Annotated in this window: 17 protein-coding genes and 2 riboswitches; of the genes, 13 read left to right on the top strand and 4 right to left on the bottom strand. The window is 51.4% G+C overall.

Going from position 1 to position 16,678, the window contains the following annotated elements:
* Positions 1-27: 27 nt before the first annotated feature.
* The 9 genes from GPK83_RS11800 to GPK83_RS11760 all read left to right on the top strand — a co-directional run bounded on the left by GPK83_RS11800 (position 28) and on the right by GPK83_RS11760 (position 8,740).
* Complete coding sequence (locus GPK83_RS11800; protein ID WP_117552539.1) at positions 28-1,287, top strand: DNA polymerase IV; 1,260 nt, start codon at positions 28-30, stop codon at positions 1,285-1,287.
* Between the two features lie 46 nt (positions 1,288-1,333).
* A riboswitch (TPP riboswitch) is annotated at positions 1,334-1,440 on the top strand.
* A 435-nt stretch (positions 1,441-1,875) separates the two neighbouring features.
* The gene (gene thiW / locus GPK83_RS11795; protein ID WP_015554054.1) at positions 1,876-2,394 is read left to right on the top strand and encodes an energy coupling factor transporter S component ThiW; all 519 of its coding nucleotides are present in this window, start codon (positions 1,876-1,878) and stop codon (positions 2,392-2,394) included.
* Positions 2,395-2,407: 13 nt separating this feature from the next.
* Positions 2,408-3,229 (top strand): hydroxyethylthiazole kinase, encoded by an 822-nt coding sequence (gene thiM, locus GPK83_RS11790; protein ID WP_215704852.1) that lies wholly within the window; start codon positions 2,408-2,410, stop codon positions 3,227-3,229.
* Positions 3,230-3,296: 67 nt separating this feature from the next.
* Positions 3,297-3,842 (top strand): sigma-70 family RNA polymerase sigma factor, encoded by a 546-nt coding sequence (locus tag GPK83_RS11785; RefSeq protein WP_015554056.1) that lies wholly within the window; start codon positions 3,297-3,299, stop codon positions 3,840-3,842.
* Positions 3,832-4,200, top strand: a complete 369-nt coding sequence (locus GPK83_RS11780) for a DUF4179 domain-containing protein (RefSeq protein WP_215704851.1) — start codon at positions 3,832-3,834, stop codon at positions 4,198-4,200. Before GPK83_RS11785 ends, GPK83_RS11780 begins: the two co-directional genes overlap by 11 nt.
* Positions 4,184-4,810, top strand: a complete 627-nt coding sequence (locus GPK83_RS11775; RefSeq protein WP_215704850.1) for a histidine kinase — start codon at positions 4,184-4,186, stop codon at positions 4,808-4,810. The genes GPK83_RS11780 and GPK83_RS11775 overlap by 17 nt, the downstream gene beginning before the upstream one ends.
* Positions 4,807-5,430, top strand: coding sequence for a PrsW family glutamic-type intramembrane protease (locus tag GPK83_RS11770; protein WP_015554059.1), 624 nt, complete (start codon positions 4,807-4,809; stop codon positions 5,428-5,430). The genes GPK83_RS11775 and GPK83_RS11770 overlap by 4 nt, the downstream gene beginning before the upstream one ends.
* A gap of 155 nt (positions 5,431-5,585) precedes the next feature.
* Complete coding sequence (locus tag GPK83_RS11765; protein ID WP_015554060.1) at positions 5,586-5,885, top strand: hypothetical protein; 300 nt, start codon at positions 5,586-5,588, stop codon at positions 5,883-5,885.
* 17 nt (positions 5,886-5,902) lie between these two features.
* Positions 5,903-8,740 (top strand): S-layer homology domain-containing protein, encoded by a 2,838-nt coding sequence (locus GPK83_RS11760; RefSeq protein ID WP_215704849.1) that lies wholly within the window; start codon positions 5,903-5,905, stop codon positions 8,738-8,740.
* Between the two features lie 236 nt (positions 8,741-8,976).
* Here the strand turns inward: GPK83_RS11760 and phnE are convergent, their stop codons facing one another.
* From phnE to GPK83_RS11740, 4 genes are all read right to left on the bottom strand, one after another.
* The gene (gene phnE, locus GPK83_RS11755) at positions 8,977-10,539 is read right to left on the bottom strand and encodes a phosphonate ABC transporter, permease protein PhnE (protein ID WP_215704848.1); all 1,563 of its coding nucleotides are present in this window, start codon (positions 10,537-10,539) and stop codon (positions 8,977-8,979) included.
* Between the two features lie 87 nt (positions 10,540-10,626).
* A complete protein-coding gene (phnC, locus tag GPK83_RS11750; protein ID WP_118529565.1) occupies positions 10,627-11,385 on the bottom strand; it encodes a phosphonate ABC transporter ATP-binding protein in 759 nt (252 codons plus the stop codon).
* A gap of 49 nt (positions 11,386-11,434) precedes the next feature.
* Positions 11,435-12,535 (bottom strand): PhnD/SsuA/transferrin family substrate-binding protein, encoded by a 1,101-nt coding sequence (locus tag GPK83_RS11745; RefSeq protein WP_117485360.1) that lies wholly within the window; start codon positions 12,533-12,535, stop codon positions 11,435-11,437.
* A gap of 93 nt (positions 12,536-12,628) precedes the next feature.
* Entirely contained in the window at positions 12,629-12,901 is a 273-nt protein-coding gene (locus tag GPK83_RS11740; RefSeq protein ID WP_015554064.1) for a hypothetical protein, read from the bottom strand.
* Between the two features lie 268 nt (positions 12,902-13,169).
* Positions 13,170-13,277: riboswitch (TPP riboswitch) on the top strand.
* Positions 13,278-13,561: 284 nt separating this feature from the next.
* Here GPK83_RS11740 and thiE point away from each other — a divergent pair.
* From thiE to GPK83_RS11720, 4 genes are all read left to right on the top strand, one after another.
* Positions 13,562-14,197 (top strand): thiamine phosphate synthase, encoded by a 636-nt coding sequence (thiE, locus tag GPK83_RS11735; RefSeq protein ID WP_215704847.1) that lies wholly within the window; start codon positions 13,562-13,564, stop codon positions 14,195-14,197.
* A 208-nt stretch (positions 14,198-14,405) separates the two neighbouring features.
* Positions 14,406-15,215 (top strand): bifunctional hydroxymethylpyrimidine kinase/phosphomethylpyrimidine kinase, encoded by an 810-nt coding sequence (thiD, locus tag GPK83_RS11730; RefSeq protein WP_215704846.1) that lies wholly within the window; start codon positions 14,406-14,408, stop codon positions 15,213-15,215.
* Positions 15,212-15,874, top strand: coding sequence for a thiaminase II (gene tenA, locus GPK83_RS11725; protein WP_215704845.1), 663 nt, complete (start codon positions 15,212-15,214; stop codon positions 15,872-15,874). The genes thiD and tenA overlap by 4 nt, the downstream gene beginning before the upstream one ends.
* Position 15,875: 1 nt before the next feature.
* On the top strand, positions 15,876-16,628 hold the full coding sequence (locus GPK83_RS11720) for an ABC transporter ATP-binding protein (RefSeq protein WP_215704844.1): 753 nt from the start codon (positions 15,876-15,878) through the stop codon (positions 16,626-16,628).
* The last annotated feature ends 50 nt before the right edge of the window (positions 16,629-16,678 follow it).

Below are 16,678 nucleotides of genomic sequence, written 5' to 3'. Positions count from 1 at the left end.
AGAAAGCTCTGGTATGAGGAAAACAGTATGGAACGGTTGATATTTCATGTGGATGTGAACAGCGCCTTCCTCTCCTGGGAGGCGGCGAAGCGCGTAAAGGAGGGGCTGCCGGATCTTCGGGAGATCCCGTCCTGTATCGGTGGGGATCCGAAGCTAAGGCGCAGCATCGTTGTGGCAAAATCGATCCCGGCGAAAAAATATGGGGTGACGACAGGGGAACCTGTGGCTCTGGCGTTGCGGAAATGTCCGGATCTCGTGTGCGTACCGGGTGATTTTGCGCTGTATCAGAGGTGTTCCCGGGCGTTTAAGGAAATCTGCGCATCCTATGCGCCTGCGATGGAATCGTTTTCGATCGACGAGGTGTTTCTCGATATGACCGGTACCCATCTGATCTATCCGGATCCGGTGGCGGTGGCCCACGAGATCAAGGATAAGATCCGGGATGAGCTGGGCTTTACGGTGAATGTCGGGATCGGAACGAATAAGCTGTTGGCGAAGATGGCATCGGATTTTGAAAAACCGGATAAGGTACATACATTGTTTCCGGCTGAGATCCCGGAAAAGCTGTGGCCACTTCCGGTGCGGGATCTTCTGTTCCTTGGAAAGGCATCGGAGCAAAGACTCTTACAGGAAGGAATTAAGACCATCGGCGATATGGCGCGGAGCGGAGAGGCGGAGATCAAGCGGATCCTGGGAGAAAAGACCGGGCATCAGCTTTATCGGTATGCCAACGGCATCGACGATTCCCCGGTTCGTGCGGAGCGGGAGGAAGCGAAGGGCTACAGCGCGGAGACGACCGTGGAAGAGGATCTTGTGACGTATGAGCAGGCACTGGCGCTTCTGCTTGCCCAGTGTGATGTGGTGGCTGCAAGGATGCGCAGGGACGGGAAAAAGTGCAGCTGTGTGGCGGTGACTTATCGGACACTGGATTTTAAGACAAGATCACATCAGAGGGCGTTTGAGGATCCCACGGATGTGACGGAGGAGATCTTTGCGCAGGTGAAAAAGCTGTTATATGAATGTTGGAAGTGTGAGCCTTTGCGGCTGATCGGAATGGCGCTGACGGATCTTACAACGGATGATTTCAGACAGATCTCCCTGTTTGAGAATCCCAAGGAGCGGGAAAAACAGAAGAAAGCAGATGAGGCGTTCGACGATATCCGCAGGCGTTTTGGGAATGGAATGATCGTCCGGGGCAGTACGATGAGTACGGCCGGGAAGGTTGCGAGAAAGGCGAAAGCGCAGATGGATCAGGATGTGCGGATAAAGAAGGAAAAAGAAAAATAGAAAATTCTTTACTTGCAAATTTTCAAAGATGCGCTATAATAAGTCTTACAAAAAACAGGGGAGCTCGTTGGCGGGCTGAGAGGAAGTGCTCAAACTTCGACCCTTTAACCTGATGCGGATAATGCCGCCGTAGGAAGTCATGATATGAATTTTTACAGGGGACATGCCGTGATGGGTGTCTCCTGTTTTTATGTCATCTGATTTAAAAAATTTGGGATCATTGTGTTTCCGAAACAGGTGGCAGAAAAAACAGTAACAAAACCATACTTTGAAAGGAGAAAACGGGATCCGCCAGCAGGCGGCGGGCCGAGGGGGAGCGCCCTGGGCTTTGTATGAGATCAGCGATGGGAAGCCGTGTTCCGGCGTGAGAGGATGCCAGTAAGCATCGACCGCCTTCCATACAGTGATCCGGAAAGGGGAACTGTACATTTTTATGTGGAGTACATGGTACTTCACCTGTGGAAGCGCTGTTGTCGTACAGCCGTTTCCTAAAAATACGGCCGCAAGGGAAGCTTTGCGGCTGCGGAAAATTTTCAAAGGAGGAATGTGTGACGGTCCGAAGAAAGGAACGGTCACGCGGAATAAAACATGAAACAGACAAATACGAAAAAATTAGCGGTGGCAGCTGTTTTCTGTGCAGTCGCAGTGGCAGGAAGCTTATTTTCATTCCCGGTATTCGGGAGCAAGTGTTCCCCGGTACAGCATATGGTGAATATTCTCTGTGCAGTCCTCTTAGGACCGGGATACGGACTGGGCGCGGCATTCGCGGCGGCGCTGATCCGGAATCTTCTGGGACTTGGAAGCCTGATGGCATTCCCGGGCAGTATGTTCGGCGCGCTGATCTGCGGGCTTGTGTATCAGAAGACACAGAATATTCCGGCGACACTGATCGGTGAGGTATTTGGAACCTCTGTTCTTGGCGGACTCACGGCCTATCCGGTAGCGGTCTTCCTTATGGGAAAGAGCGCGGCAGGTCTGGCATTTTACGCATATGTGATCCCGTTCCTTGTTTCAACTGCCGGAGGTGCCGTGATCAGCGGTGTGCTGATCTATAGCTTAAAGAAAGCCAATATCCTTGCAGGGATGCAGGAAGCAATGGGACAGTAGAGGAGAGAGAAGCATGTTAAAACAGATGTTTGATCAGGTGCGGGAGAAGAGCCCGCTGATCCACAATATTACGAACTATGTGACGGTCAATGACTGCGCGAATATGGTTCTGGCCTGCGGGGCTTCCCCGATCATGGCGGACGACAAGGAGGAGGTCGCGGAGATCCAGACGATCTGCGCAGGCCTCAATATCAATATCGGTACGCTGAACAGCCGTACCATCGAGTCTATGAAGATTGCGGGAGCGCGGGCCAATGAGCTGGGACACCCGGCAGTGCTGGATCCGGTGGGCGTCGGGGCATCGACACTCCGGACATCGACGGCCAACGAACTTTTAAAAGCGGTAAAATTCGCCGTGATCCGCGGAAATATCTCTGAGATCAAGACACTTGCGGTGGGAACAGGGACCACAAAGGGCGTGGATGCGGATATCGCAGACCGTGTAACCGAAGAGAACCTTGATGAGGCGGTGGCATTCGTGAAGAAATTCGCAGAGAGGACAGGAGCTGTGATCGCGGTCACAGGCGCTATTGATCTCGTGGCGGACGCAAAAAAAGCGTACTGCATCTACAATGGCCATCCGATGATGTCCTCCATCACGGGAACCGGCTGTCAGCTTTCTGCTCTTACAGCCGCATTTGTGACTGCAAATAAGGATCATCCGCTTGAGGCGGCAGCAGCGGCAGTCTGCGCCATGGGACTCGCGGGGGAGATCGCCCATAAACGGCTGACACCGCAGGACGGGAACGCAACATACCGGAATTATATTATTGACGCGGTCTATCATATGGATGGTGAGAATCTGGAGCGCGGGGCGAAGTTTGAAGTAAAATAAAACTTGAAATTATGGCGAAGCCCATATATACTGTGTATAGTATTTCAGACAGAAGGAAATGAACAGCATGGTCATTGATGAAGAACTTTACAGACAGTATCTGCGCGGCGATGAAGCAGGTCTTGAGACTTTAATGAGAAAATACGGTAACCCGCTGACCCTGTACATCAATGGCTATCTGCATGATGTCCACGAGGCGGAGGATCTGATGATCGAAGTCTTTTCCTACCTGTTCACAAAAAAGCCGCGTATCAGGGACGGTGGTCTTAAGGCCTACCTGTATAAAGCAGCGCGGCACATGGCTCTGCGCCACAAAAGCAGGCGCCGGCTTTTCTTCAGCCTTGATGACCTGACGGAAGAGCCGGATGGAAAGACACTGGTGGAGGAGGTTATCCGGACCAGGGAACGGGATCAGATTCTGCACTTCTGCATGGACGAGTTAAAACCGGATTATCGGGAAGCTCTTTATCTGACATATTTTGAAGGAATGAGCTACCAGCAGGCTGCCGAGGTCATGGGAAAAAGTGAGAAGCAGATCACCAATATGGTATACCGGGGAAAAGCGCGTCTGCGCGGATTACTGGAGCGGGAGGGAATTACCAATGCGAAGTAATGAGGAACGGATCGCGGAAGTAAAACGCCGTATTGCGGAAAAAGAATACAAAAAAAGACTGCGGAGAGAATGGGCTGCCGCAGTTTGCTGCGTGGCCGCATGTCTTGCAGTGATCGCAGGTGTTTCCCTTTCCATGCCTGATATTGTCAGCCGGATCGAGATGGGAACTGCCTCTAACTTTGAAACAGCGGCGACGATTTTAGGTGGCAGCGCTGCACTTGGATATATCGTGGTCGGACTGCTCGCCTTTGTCCTCGGCGTGTGCGTGACGGTTTTATGTTTCCGCATCCGCAGACTGAACGAAGAAGAACAGACAGGGGAGCCAAAGGGGGAAAACGCAGATGGAAGTCGTCAGTAACCTTTTGCAAGCCGCGGTTACCCTGTTAGGCTTTTTCCTGGGTGGTATCCGGTATCTGAAAAGCCGGAAACAGGAGTATTTCCTGTTGACCTGCTTTTATGGCTGTTTCTTCCTTGGCTCTCTCTACTGGACACTGTATCTGCTTTTATTTTCCGAAACGCCGCAGGTCTTTTATGTGTCAGAGTTCGGCTGGGTAGCAAGTGTCATTTTCCTTTCCATACTGCAATACACGCTTTCTTCGGCAGAAGAACGGAGATTTCCGTGCAGGAAGGCCTTAAGTGCTGTCCTGATCGGTGTTCCGCTGTGTATATTTTACTGCACCTTTGGAGATATCCTCTCCAATCTGCTCTGGTGCGGTATGATGATCGTTGTTTCCTATTCTTCTATCCGGGGGCTTGTCTATGCCAGAAGGCAGAGGGGAGCTGCGCATAATATGAAATATTTTCATATCTGGGTACTGTGCTATGCGACATTAGAATATGCTCTCTGGACTTCCGGCTGCTTCTGGCCGGGAGATTCCATTTTCAGCCCATATTGCTGGTTTGATCTTTTGCTGGCGGGCTGCCTGCTCGCTTTGCTGCCGGCAACGGGAAAGGCGGTGCAGGAATGACGTATATTGAAAATGTTTTTATCTGTATGGCATCACCGTTACTGATCGCCGCCCTGTGCATGGGAAAACGGCAGACAAAATTTTTTCTGTTCTGCCTTGCGGGAATGGGGGCATGTCTGCTTTCCGCTTATATCAATACCTTTTTTGCCGCGCTTTATGGTGCGGACAACCTTGCCGCCACTGCGGAGATTGCCCCGGTGGTGGAGGAAGTCATGAAGCTTCTGCCTCTGCTCTTTTATCTTCTGGTATTTGAGCCGAAAGCGGAACAGATCAGAATTACCGCCGTGATGGTCGCCCTTTCTTTTGCCACTTTTGAAAATATCTGCTATCTGATCCAAAATGGAGCCGGACATTTTTCCTTTATTTTTTTCCGGGGGATCGGAACAGGAGCGATGCACGTGATCTGCGGAGCCATTGTAGGCGGAGGCCTCGCGTATGTGTGGCAGCGGACCTGGCTGAAGATTGCCGGAACCTGCGGTCTGCTGGGAGCAGCCATCACGCTTCACGCGATTTATAATCTGCTGATCGCTTACGGCGGCGCAGTGCAGTATACTGCCTATCTTCTGCCTGTAGTGATTTTGGCAGCGGGAAAGCTGATCGCCCGCCGTCTGACACCGTAATATAACTTTATTTTGTGATTTTTGGGAGCTGTTTTTACGCAGCTCTCATTTTTTTTTGAAAAATCTGCTTCCCGGGTGAGAGTTTTTCCGGATTTTTGTACCTATATAAGTGAAAGACCCTTAAGCTGAGTTTTCAGAAAGGAGGTTTTGTGTGCATGTACGATACACAAAAGCGTGTTGCGCTGGCAAAAGAGCGGATAGCGGAATATCGCCGCCGACAGGCGCGGCGAAGCATTCGCAGTCTGTCTGTACTGTGCGCTCTGCTGTTTTTGTCCCTTCTGGGAACGGTAGGTACGGTGCAGAGCCAGCCGATGGATGCCGCGGGAATGTACGGGGCGATCCTGCTGCATGAGGGTGTGGGCGGATATGTGCTGGAAGCGGTCATTTCCTTTACCGCGGCAGTTGTGCTCACTGTTTTATATATCAAATTCAGAAAAAGGAAACAGATACCATAGAAATGGGGGGAAAATCAATGAGAAAGCCAGAAAAACAAAAGAAACAAAGAGAACGGATCTATGCGGCACTGCTCGGTATCTGTATGATGCTTTCTTTGGTTTCTGTGCCTGTATTGGCGGCAGAAATGAGAAAAGGAGCGGGCAGCCATGAACATACCCCGGAGTGTTATACGTGGACGGAAACATGTGTCCATGAGCATGCGCCGGAATGTTACCCGCAGAAGGATACAACGGAACAAGTGGTCACCCCATCTGATGCGGTGGAGCCCACCGAGTGCGGCCATGTATGCAGTGAGGAAAGCGGCTGCATCACAAAAGAATTAAATTGTCAATATGACAGCGAAAGCACTCCAATAACTGCGAAAGCGCTTATGAAAAATAAAGCGATCGCAACCCGGTCCAATGCGCGGAAAGTCTCTTCTATCGCTCGCGCACAGGAGATGATCGATGCTTTGCCGGACGTAACAGATATCAATAACGATAACCTCGAGGAGGTAAGGCTTCAGTTTAAAGCTGTTGAGGACGCAATGATACAGCTTTCCGTTGAGGAGTCGGTCATACTTGATATCGCACGCTATCTGAAGGTTGCGGCTGTGCTGTATGGACCGTTTCCTGACATCCAGAATCCTATCCTCGGCACAGATATTAAATGGACGATCAGCAGAGACAATAAGACCATTACGATATCCGGTAAAGGGGAAATGCCTGATTTCGACAATACTATTTCCGGTAAAAGATGTCCCTGGGAGGACAAAAAGTCTAAGATTAACAAGGTGGTCATAGAGGAAGGAGTGACAACGATTGGAAAACATGCATTTAGTGGATGCATAGCACTCAATGAGGTGCAAATTCCAAAAACAGTCAAAACAATAGGGATTGCCGCTTTTCAGGGCTGTAACACCCTCAGGCAGATTGATATTCCAGGTAGTGTCAAAGATGTGAGGGGCTTCGCATTTTATGATTGCCCGCAACTTGGGCAAGTTCACACCCATTGGAAAGATCCGGAAGAAGCAGAATTGTCATTGGCATTTTATCTGCCCGGTAAATCATGGCCGGAGAATCTGACGATATATGTTCCTGACGCGTATAAAGACAAATTTGAAGCTGCATGGATAAACTGGAAGGTAAAGGGCGAAACTTACACAGTCTCTTTTGATGGAGGCAGAGCATCGGGACGTATGGAGTCAGTGGAAGGCATATCCGGGGATTACGTTCTTCCGGAGTCTGGTTTTACATATCAATCAGCGATCCTTGATTGCTGGGCGCTGGATAATCCTGATGGAGAGAAAGCGGGATGCCCGGGAGATATTTTTCCTGTTACGGAGAATGTGGTGCTTTATGCCAGATGGACACTTGTGATCGTGATACCGGAGCCAGAAAATCCGGTTGTGTGTATTCACGCATGGGGCGAATGGCAGAGCGATGCCGGAAAACATTGGAAGAAATGCTCAAACTGTAATGTCATCGGTCAAGAATCGACACATGAGTGGGATAGCGGCAAAGTGACAATACAGCCTACCTGTACAACCGCAGGTCAGAAAACCTATACCTGCACAGTCTGCTCTGCAACAAAATCAGAAACGATGGATGCGCGGGGTCATGATTTCAGTGTGCAGCAGCATAATGAAACCCGGCACTGGAAGAAATGTTCCCGCTGTGAGGCAGAGGATATCAGGGAGGATCACTCCGGCGGAACAGCCACCTGCAAAGACCAGGCGGTGTGTTCTGTCTGCGGCGCGGCTTATGGGGATCTGAATCCAGATCACCACACGGGCGGCACCGAGGTGCGCGGCAGAGTTGAGGCCACCGCCAGCGCGGATGGCTATACGGGGGACACCTATTGTAAGGGCTGTGGTATCAGAATTGCGGCAGGACAGGTGGTACCGAAGGATCCGGCGTCCCCGACGACCCCGACGACCCCGACGACTCCGACGACTCCGACGACCCCGACGGCCCCGACAACACCGACGAACCCGACGACACCGACGGCACCGACAATCCCGACGACACCGACAATCCCGACAACCCCGACGATTCCAACGACCCCGACGATCCCGAAAAAGGACAGCAGCAGTTCCGACAGCAGCGGCGATACCTCCAGCTATACGCTGAACTTTCATGCGAACGGTGGCGGCGGCATAAGTACAATCGGGGGAACCTACGGTAAGATGATCAGCCTTTCCGATCATATTCCGACCCGTGAGGGTTATGATTTTACCGGCTGGTATTCCGATCAGGAATTGACACAGAGGATCACGGAACTCAGGCTGATCGGAAACAGGACGGTTTACGCCGGCTGGATAAAGAGCGATCCACACGCAGGGGCGAATCCATTTACGGATGTGTATGGAAATGATCGGTTTTATAAGGATGTGATGTTTGTCTATGAAAAGGGATTGATGTCAGGTACCAGTGCGGTGACATTTGCACCGAACACCAATATCACCCGCGCTCAGATCGCGGTGATCTTCTACCGTATGGCGGGCAGCCCTGCTGTTGAGGGAAAGAACCACTTTACGGATGTTGAGTACGGTCCCGGTACCGTAGGGTTTTACGATGCGGTAACCTGGGCACAGCAAAACGGGATTATGGGAGACTTTGACGGCAAGAAATTTGGTCCGGATGATCCTGTTACGCGCGAACAGCTTGCATCGGTCTTTTATCGCTACGCACAGCTCAAGGGCTATGATACCACACAGAGTGGCATGGCAGCCGATAGCGATCTCCTTGATCTGAAAGGCACTGTTACCCGCGCTGAGACTGCGGAGATGCTCCATCAATTTGTAGAAAAACAGGGACTGAAACCTGTTGCTGCGTCGACAGGTGCGACAGAATGGGTGAAACCGGCGAGCTGAGACGATACATCGGGCTGACTATCCGGTAAAAGGTGGAACCTGAGCACAGGCGGCTGATGACCTGTGTGTCCGGGTTAAAAAATGAATAAAAGACCTTTTGACATCGTTGATTATTTTGTGTCAAAAGGTCTTTTTACTATTTATAAAATCTATGTAGTTCATGCTGGACGTAAATCGTAGAAAGCACATTCCTGACCAGAATCACGCGTTAAGTCTCACGGACGTTCGACTTGAATTTATCTGCGTGAAGACAGAATATCCACGCCCCACACAAGCAGAATCAGTCCCAAAAGGATCGCTCCAGCCTTATTCCAGTCGTACTGGTTCATCGCGAAGATCAGAGGTGCGCCGATTCCGCCTGCCCCCACGAGTCCGAGAACGGACGCCTCACGGATATTGACGTCAAAGCGATAGAGGACGGCGGAGCAGAACGCCGGGGCGATCTGCGGGAGAACGCTGTGGAAGACGGCTGGAACCGGGTGGACACCCATGGCGAGGAGCGCCCGGTACGGGCCGGGATCAATGACCTCCAGACATTCAGTGAAGCGCTTTGTGAGAAGTCCGATGCTGCAGACTGCTAACGTCAGGACACCTGTGAAGGCGCCGGGACCGGAGACCCGGATAAAGATCAAACCATAGATCAGAAACGGGATCGACCGGATCGCCATGATGATCAGGTTAAAGAAAAAGGCGGCCGGAGCAGGGACAAAGCGTCTTGTGTTGAGAAAGGCAAGGGGTGTGGCAAGGAAAGCACCGATGGCTGTTCCGACAATGGCAATGCAGATGGTCTCAAGAAGCAGATAGCCGAGCCCATCTTTCTTTGTGGAGAAAAAGAAGCTCCAGTCCGGCTGCGTGAGTCCGGCTACCATACTTTTTAAGGCTGCGGCACTTGTCCTTGAAAAATCCGGCGGAGTCTGTGTCGCGAGGCAGAAGAGGAAGATCACTGCAAAACCGAAAAGGATCATCCGTCCAGAGATACGGGTCTTTTTGGACAAGTCCTTTCTGCCTGAAAAAAGTTTTGCGATCTGTCCGCTGTGGATCACAGCTGTAAAATACCGGTTTGCGTACTCGATGACACAGACGGTGAGAAAGAGCAGCAGCAGGATCGCTCCGACTTTGTGGAATTCCCGCCAGGAGATCTTTTCGTTTAGGATCAGACCGATCCCGCCTGCCCCTACGTATCCGAGGATAGAGCTGTGCCGCACATTCGTCTCAAAGAGGTACAGGGCGTTTGTCAGAAACGCGGGCAAAATCTCCGGCAGGACGGCATGGATAAATGCCGGGAAACGGGCGCAGCCCATAGAGATAAGGGCCTGATAGGGGGCTGTGTCCGTATGCTCCGCATCCTCGTAGGTGAGCTTCGTCATGATCGCAAAGGTGTAGAGCGTGATCGCGAAGGTTCCAGCAAAGGTTCCGAGTCCGAAGAGAAAGGTCGCGGCGAGCGCCAGGATCAGCGCCGGAAAAGACCGGAGTATCTGGATCAGGAGACGCAGCAAACGCCTTGCCCAGGACGGAAAATGCAGGGACACAGCGCCGAAAGGGGAAACGATCAGTGCCAGAGCGGATCCTGTCACGGTACCAGTAACGGACATCTGGACTGTGTAAAAGAGAGGCAGCAGGATCTTCGGAAAAAAGGAGAGATCCGGCCGCATCATGTCGGCCGCCAGATCTGAAAGATGGGAGCTCCTTGAAATAAAAAGAGCCGGATCACATCCGGTGAAGGACGCGGCGGCGTAAAAGCAGAGAAGGAAGAGAATCCAGCCGGCAGGTTTTATATATTTTTTTCGATTTCTGTACATGGGTTGCTTCCTCCTCTGAAATGCTTCTCTGCAAGGATCCGTTGGGATGGATAAATGCATAAATAGCAGAGTTCTATTATTCATCACCTAAGATAGGTGGGCGTCTTCGAGACTGAGATAAATGTTTCTCAAGATTTCCTCATTCATTTCCGATGGCGTTCCATCAAAAACTACATTTCCGTCCTTCAGCCCGATGATCCGGTCGGAAAACTCCTGAGAAAATTCAAGGTTATGGCTGTTCATAAGAATCGTGACGCCATCCTTTTCCTGAATCTCCTTTAAAAGTGTCAGGATCTGCCGCCCGGTGACCGGATCCAAGGAGGCGGCGGGCTCATCAGCCAGCAGGATTTTTGGATGACGCATGAGGGCTCTCGCGATGGCGGCGCGCTGTTTCTGACCACCGGAGAGATTTTTTACCGGTTCTTCTGCTTTTTCCAAGAGTCCCACGCGGTCAAGAAATTTCAGTGCTTCTGCCCGGCGCTTTTTTCCGTAGATTCCGAACACAGCGGGGAAAAATCCCATATCCGGCAGACAGGCAGTGAGCACATTTGCAAGGCAAGTGGAATTTTCCACGAGACAGAAATCCTGATAGATGGTGCCGATGGATCTCTTTACATTCTTCCTGGCGGTTCCGGACATGGACGATATGTCGCTGCCATCAAAAAGGACAGCCCCGTCCCCCGGCGTCTCCATGCCGTTTAAGATCCGGAACAGGGTGGTTTTTCCAGCTCCGGACGGACCGATCACGGAGACGAACTCGCCCTGAGGGATGGTAAAGGTTACATGGTCCAGGGCGCGTGTCCCGTTTTTAAATTGTTTTCCAATGTTCTGAAGAACGATTTCCATGAAGATACCTGCCTTACAAATAATGAATCAGTAAAAAATTGGGATCTGTTTAGTTCATAGACTTTAACATTTCCTGTGCGGCGCGTTCCCCGTCATAGTTCGCGTCATCGCCCCACTCGTAGCCGACCTGACTGAAGACTTTGATGATGTCTTTGCCTTCATCAGTTCCTGCGATCTCGATGAAGGAATCACCGAGAGCCTGACGGAAGTCAGCGTCCTGCATGAGCTCGGAAGTTTTGCTGTATGCGATCATATCGTTGTAGATTCCCTCTGTGACGCCGATGATGCCTGTCTGCTTTACCATATCATCAGTGCCGCCGAATTTCTCTTTCCAGTCCGGCGCATATTTTGTGCGGATATGGCCGTAGGAGACCATGAGGTCTGCCTGTCCGGAGGCGAGGCGGGCGAGGGATGTGGTGTAGGAATCAGACTGGACCGCATTCGCGAGGTCAGCGATGGTCTTTCCGTAGCGCTCGTTTAACCATAAGGACGGATAAATGTAGCCGGACGCGGAGGTTGGTCCCATGACTGCCCAGGTGGCGCTGTTTAAGTCATCCCAGGTAAGTTCCTCGCCGTTGTTGACCTTTGCTAAGAGCTCCTGACCTTTTTCACTCGGTCCTGCGAGAATGATGGAGCGGTAATATGTGCTCATTTTGTCTGTGTTTTCCTCGATGGTGCCGTCGTTCCATTCCTTCGGATCTTCGGAGTCCTTGTTGATGGCGTAGCGGAGAGCCGTGAGGAGAACGTCGCAGTCATCGGAGAACAGGACATAGTTTCCTCCGGAGATAAATCCGATATCAGCGCTTCCTGCGCTCAGTGCCTCACCGACAGCAGTGTAGCTTGTTCCGACGGTCATGTCGATGTCTTTGACATCGTAGCCTTTTTCAAGCAGTGTCTCTTTTAAAAGGTTTTCTAACGGCTCTGTTGCTGTCGTGATCGTATCTGCGTCCGCGTACGGGGAGAAAGCGATCTTTAAGGAATCGATGGATTTTGTCTCTGCGGAAGCGGCTGCTTCAGAAGTGCTTTCCGCAGAAGCGGCAGCTGTGGTCTCCCCTGTGGAAGCAGCCGGTGCGTCCGTTTTGGAAGAACATCCTGCAGTGAGTCCGAGGCAGAGCGCCAGGGAGAGAGCCGGTACAACAAATTTTCTCATAATATAATACCTCCATAGCCCGTCAGGGCAGAATATATTTTCTGCTGAAAGAATGGGACACCGGGAAATACGGTGAAATAGTTTCAATATCCGCTAATGGTCAGGACACTGTGAGAGCGTGATCGTTCCGAATAAGAAATAGAACGCGTTCAGCTGCCATGAATCCGGAAGAAACAGGCGGATAAAGAAAAAGGCATGCTTTCTGCAGCATGCCGTAAAAATGACTTTCAGGCAGAATGCTGACAAGCCGCGGACATGGATCCGCGGCATGGGACGGTCGATCCTTTCTGGGATCCTCTCAGCCCGGAACACGGACTCCCTCGCAATCTGGTCTTCGTCATCAAGTAATTGAATTGACCGCAGCACCAGGGCGCTCCCCCTCATGCTGCATTCCGTTAACCGATTTGGATTGTAGCACAGGAGGCGAAAAAAGGCAAGAGAGGAAATTTCTGAAAGGCCGCCGGGAAAAAGCGATGGGCGGGGAACACAAGGCTGTAAGCAGGCTGCACGGAATACATGAAAAATATCGATGGATCCATGCAAAATCCGCAATCTTAAAATCATGTACGAAACCGGGTGCAAACTTGACTTTTCCGCTCGGAAAGTATATAGTAAATCTTGTCAAAAAAAGAAAATAAACAGACCGGGGAGCCTGACGGATCAGGCTGAGAGTTGGCTGCATCGCCAAGACCCGTATACCTGATTTGGATCATGCCAACGTAGGAAGCTGCTGAAGAGAACGAGTAGAAGTGGAGATACCTGCGGGTGTCTCCTTTTTTTACACGAACAACGAGCCAAAGTCCGCGCTTGCGCGAGACCTTGGCGACTGTCGCGATAACAAGGGGAAACTCGCGAAGCGTGTTTTCACTTGTTATAACAGGAAATTCCGGGGAATTCCCTGTTACACAAAAGGTACTGACGTGCCAATGCTGTGCACTCGCGCGAAGATGTAGATCGTCGCAAGCGGCCGCGCGAGGCGCGGGAATGTGCTAAGACGCGTTTCATGTATTGTAGGAGGTAGAAGATATGAACTGCAGACCGAAAGATATGCTGCTCTACGCGGTGACGGACCGCGCGTGGTTAAATGGTGAGACTCTGGAGAGCCAGGTGGAAAAGGCTTTAAAGGGCGGCGCGACCTTTGTTCAGCTCAGGGAAAAAGAGCTGGATGAGGAGATGTTTTTAGAAGAGGCGAAGAAGATCAAAAAGCTCTGTGCCGAATATCATGTTCCCTTTGTGATCAACGACAACGTGGATATCGCTCTTAAGATAGACGCGGACGGCGTTCATGTGGGACAGAGCGATATGGAAGCTGGAAAAGTGAGAGAAAAGCTGGGACCGGATAAGATCATCGGTGTTTCCTGTAAGAATGTGGAGCAGGCACTTCTCGCGAAAAAGCACGGGGCAGATTACCTCGGTGTCGGAGCGATGTATCCGACAGGAACAAAAAAGGACGCCACAGCGGTGACACCGGAGGCGCTTTCTGCGATCTGTCAGGCGGTGGATATCCCGGTAGTCGCCATCGGCGGGATCAATAAGGACCGTATAGAGCCCCTTAAGGGAACCGGTGTGGATGGTGTCGCAGTCGTCAGCGCGATCTTTGCGGCAGAGGATATTGAGAAGGCGACACGAGAACTGAAAGAGGCGGTAAGAGAAATCTTATAATTTTTTAAACACTACATTCAAACAAGCCAATAAGCCAGAAGAAAAATACTACTTGCCTGAAAATATGAATTCTAAATTCACAGAGCAGCAATTTTCCCTCTGGGTTTTGGAATAGATCAAGCGGAAAACATTTCCGCGGCGGCACATTGGGGGCACCACCTTGCGTCGCCTAATGAAAAGTTATTGATGCCTGAAAGGAGTTTTTATGATGAAGACAGCATTAACGATCGCTGGAAGCGATTCCAGCGGAGGCGCCGGCATCCAGGCCGATTTAAAGACGATGATCGCAAACGGAGTATACGGAATGAGCGCGATCACAGCACTGACGGCCCAGAACACGACCGGCGTCCAGGGGATTTTCGAGGTAACACCGGAATTCCTGGAACAGGAGATCGACAGCGTATTTACGGACATCCGTCCGGACGCGGTAAAGATCGGAATGGTTTCTTCTGCGGGACTGATCAAGTCCATCGCAAAGAAGCTTCATGAACACAAAGCAGAAAATATCGTTGTGGACCCGGTCATGGTGGCGACAAGCGGATCAAAGCTGATCAGCGACGATGCCATCGGCACATTAAAAGAATACCTGTTTCCGATGGCGGCAGTCCTGACCCCGAATATCCCGGAGACAGAGGTTTTATCGGGGATGGAAGTAAAGTCCGCCGAGGACATGATCGCGGCGGCAAAACAGATCAGTGAGACCTATCACTGCGCGGTCCTCTGTAAGGGCGGTCATCAGTTGAATGATGCCAACGACCTGTTATACCGCGACGGCAGCTACCGCTGGTTCAACGGTAAGCGGATCGACAACCCGAACACCCACGGAACCGGCTGCACCTTATCGAGCGCCATTGCCTCCAATCTGGCGAAGGGTTATGACCTCGATACAGCGGTGGAACGTGCGAAAGCTTACATCTCCGGAGCGCTGGCAGCCATGCTGGACCTCGGACATGGATCCGGACCGATGGATCACGGATTTGATTTTCACGGAAAAGGATTTGCGGAGGAACAGGCATGACGATGACAGAACGCCTTTTAGAGGCAACAAAGGAGATCTGGGACGGCTATAACGAGACGCCTTTTGTAAAGGGAATCGCGGACGGCAGTCTGGATCATGAAAAATTTAAATATTATATGATACAGGATTATCTGTATCTTCTTGACTATACAAAGGTATTTTCCATCGGCACGGCGAAGGCGAAAAACCTCGACGCTATGCGCCTGTTCGCGGGTTATATCCATTCGATCCTGGACGGTGAGATGGATATCCACCGCGCATACATGACGAGACTTGGAATCGCGAAGGAGGAGGCGGAGCAGACACCGGTCGCTCTTGATAATCTGTCCTATACCTCTTATATGCTTCGTGTCGCTTACGAGGAAGGAGAGGCGGAGGTCATGGCGGCGATCCTTTCCTGCGCGTTGAGCTATGAGTTTATCGCGAAGAGGATCCTTGCGGAGTATCCGGCTGCAGATAAGCATGAGTTCTATGGGGAATGGGTCAGCGGATATGCGTCCGATTCCTACCACGAGGACAATGAGGTGCTGGCAGACCTGATGAACCGCCTGACGGAGGACTATTCCGAGAAGCGGAAACAGCATCTCGTGGACATCTTTACAGCATGCTCCCGCTACGAGGCGGCATTCTGGGATATGGCATGGGAAATGAGGCAGTAGGATGCTGAAATTTGACAATGTAAGCTTTCAATATGATGTGGAAGATTTCTCCATCATTGACCACCTTTCCTTCGATGTACAGGACGGGGAATTCGTGTCCGTCATCGGCGCTTCCGGCTGTGGTAAGAGTACGATCTTCCGGCTTGTGAACAAGCTTCTTCTGCCGGCTTCCGGCGAGATCCTGGTGGACGGAGAGTCCATTGAGAAGAAGAGAAACTACTGTGGATACATGCCGCAGCAGGATCTTTTATTTCCATGGCGGACCGTGAGGGAGAATCTCCTGCTGCCGATGGAGATCCGGGGCGGATATTCGAAAACGGAGATGAGAGAGAAAGCGGACGCGGCGCTCGAATCGGTTGGTCTTAAGGACTGGGGTGACAAAATGCCGAAGGAGCTTTCCGGTGGCATGCGTCAGAGAGCGGCGTTTGCGAGAACGGTGCTCACGGGTTCCGACCTTCTGCTCCTCGATGAGCCATTTTCAGCCCTCGATTACCTGACGAGGATCTCCATGCGGGAATGGCTTTTAGAGCAGTGGGAGAGGGAGAAAAAGACAGTCCTTTTTATCACGCACGATGTGGAGGAAGCGGTCTTTTTGTCCAGCCGGATCCTGGTTGTAGAGGAATCACCGATCACCCATCTGCGGTCCATTGATGTCCCGGCAGAATATCCGAGATCCAGGGACGAGCTTCGGAAACCGGAGATACTGGCCTTGAAGGAGGAGCTGATCGGTATGCTGAGGAAGGAGACGTCATGAGTAAGAAGATGAAGAAGGATCATGCGCGGGTTCCTTCCGGGGCTTCGCGC

Source organism: Clostridium sp. MCC328 (assembly GCF_018785465.1).
Lineage (GTDB): Bacteria > Bacillota > Clostridia > Lachnospirales > Lachnospiraceae > Pilosibacter > Pilosibacter fragilis.
This window is presented reverse-complemented; position numbering and strand designations above follow the sequence as displayed.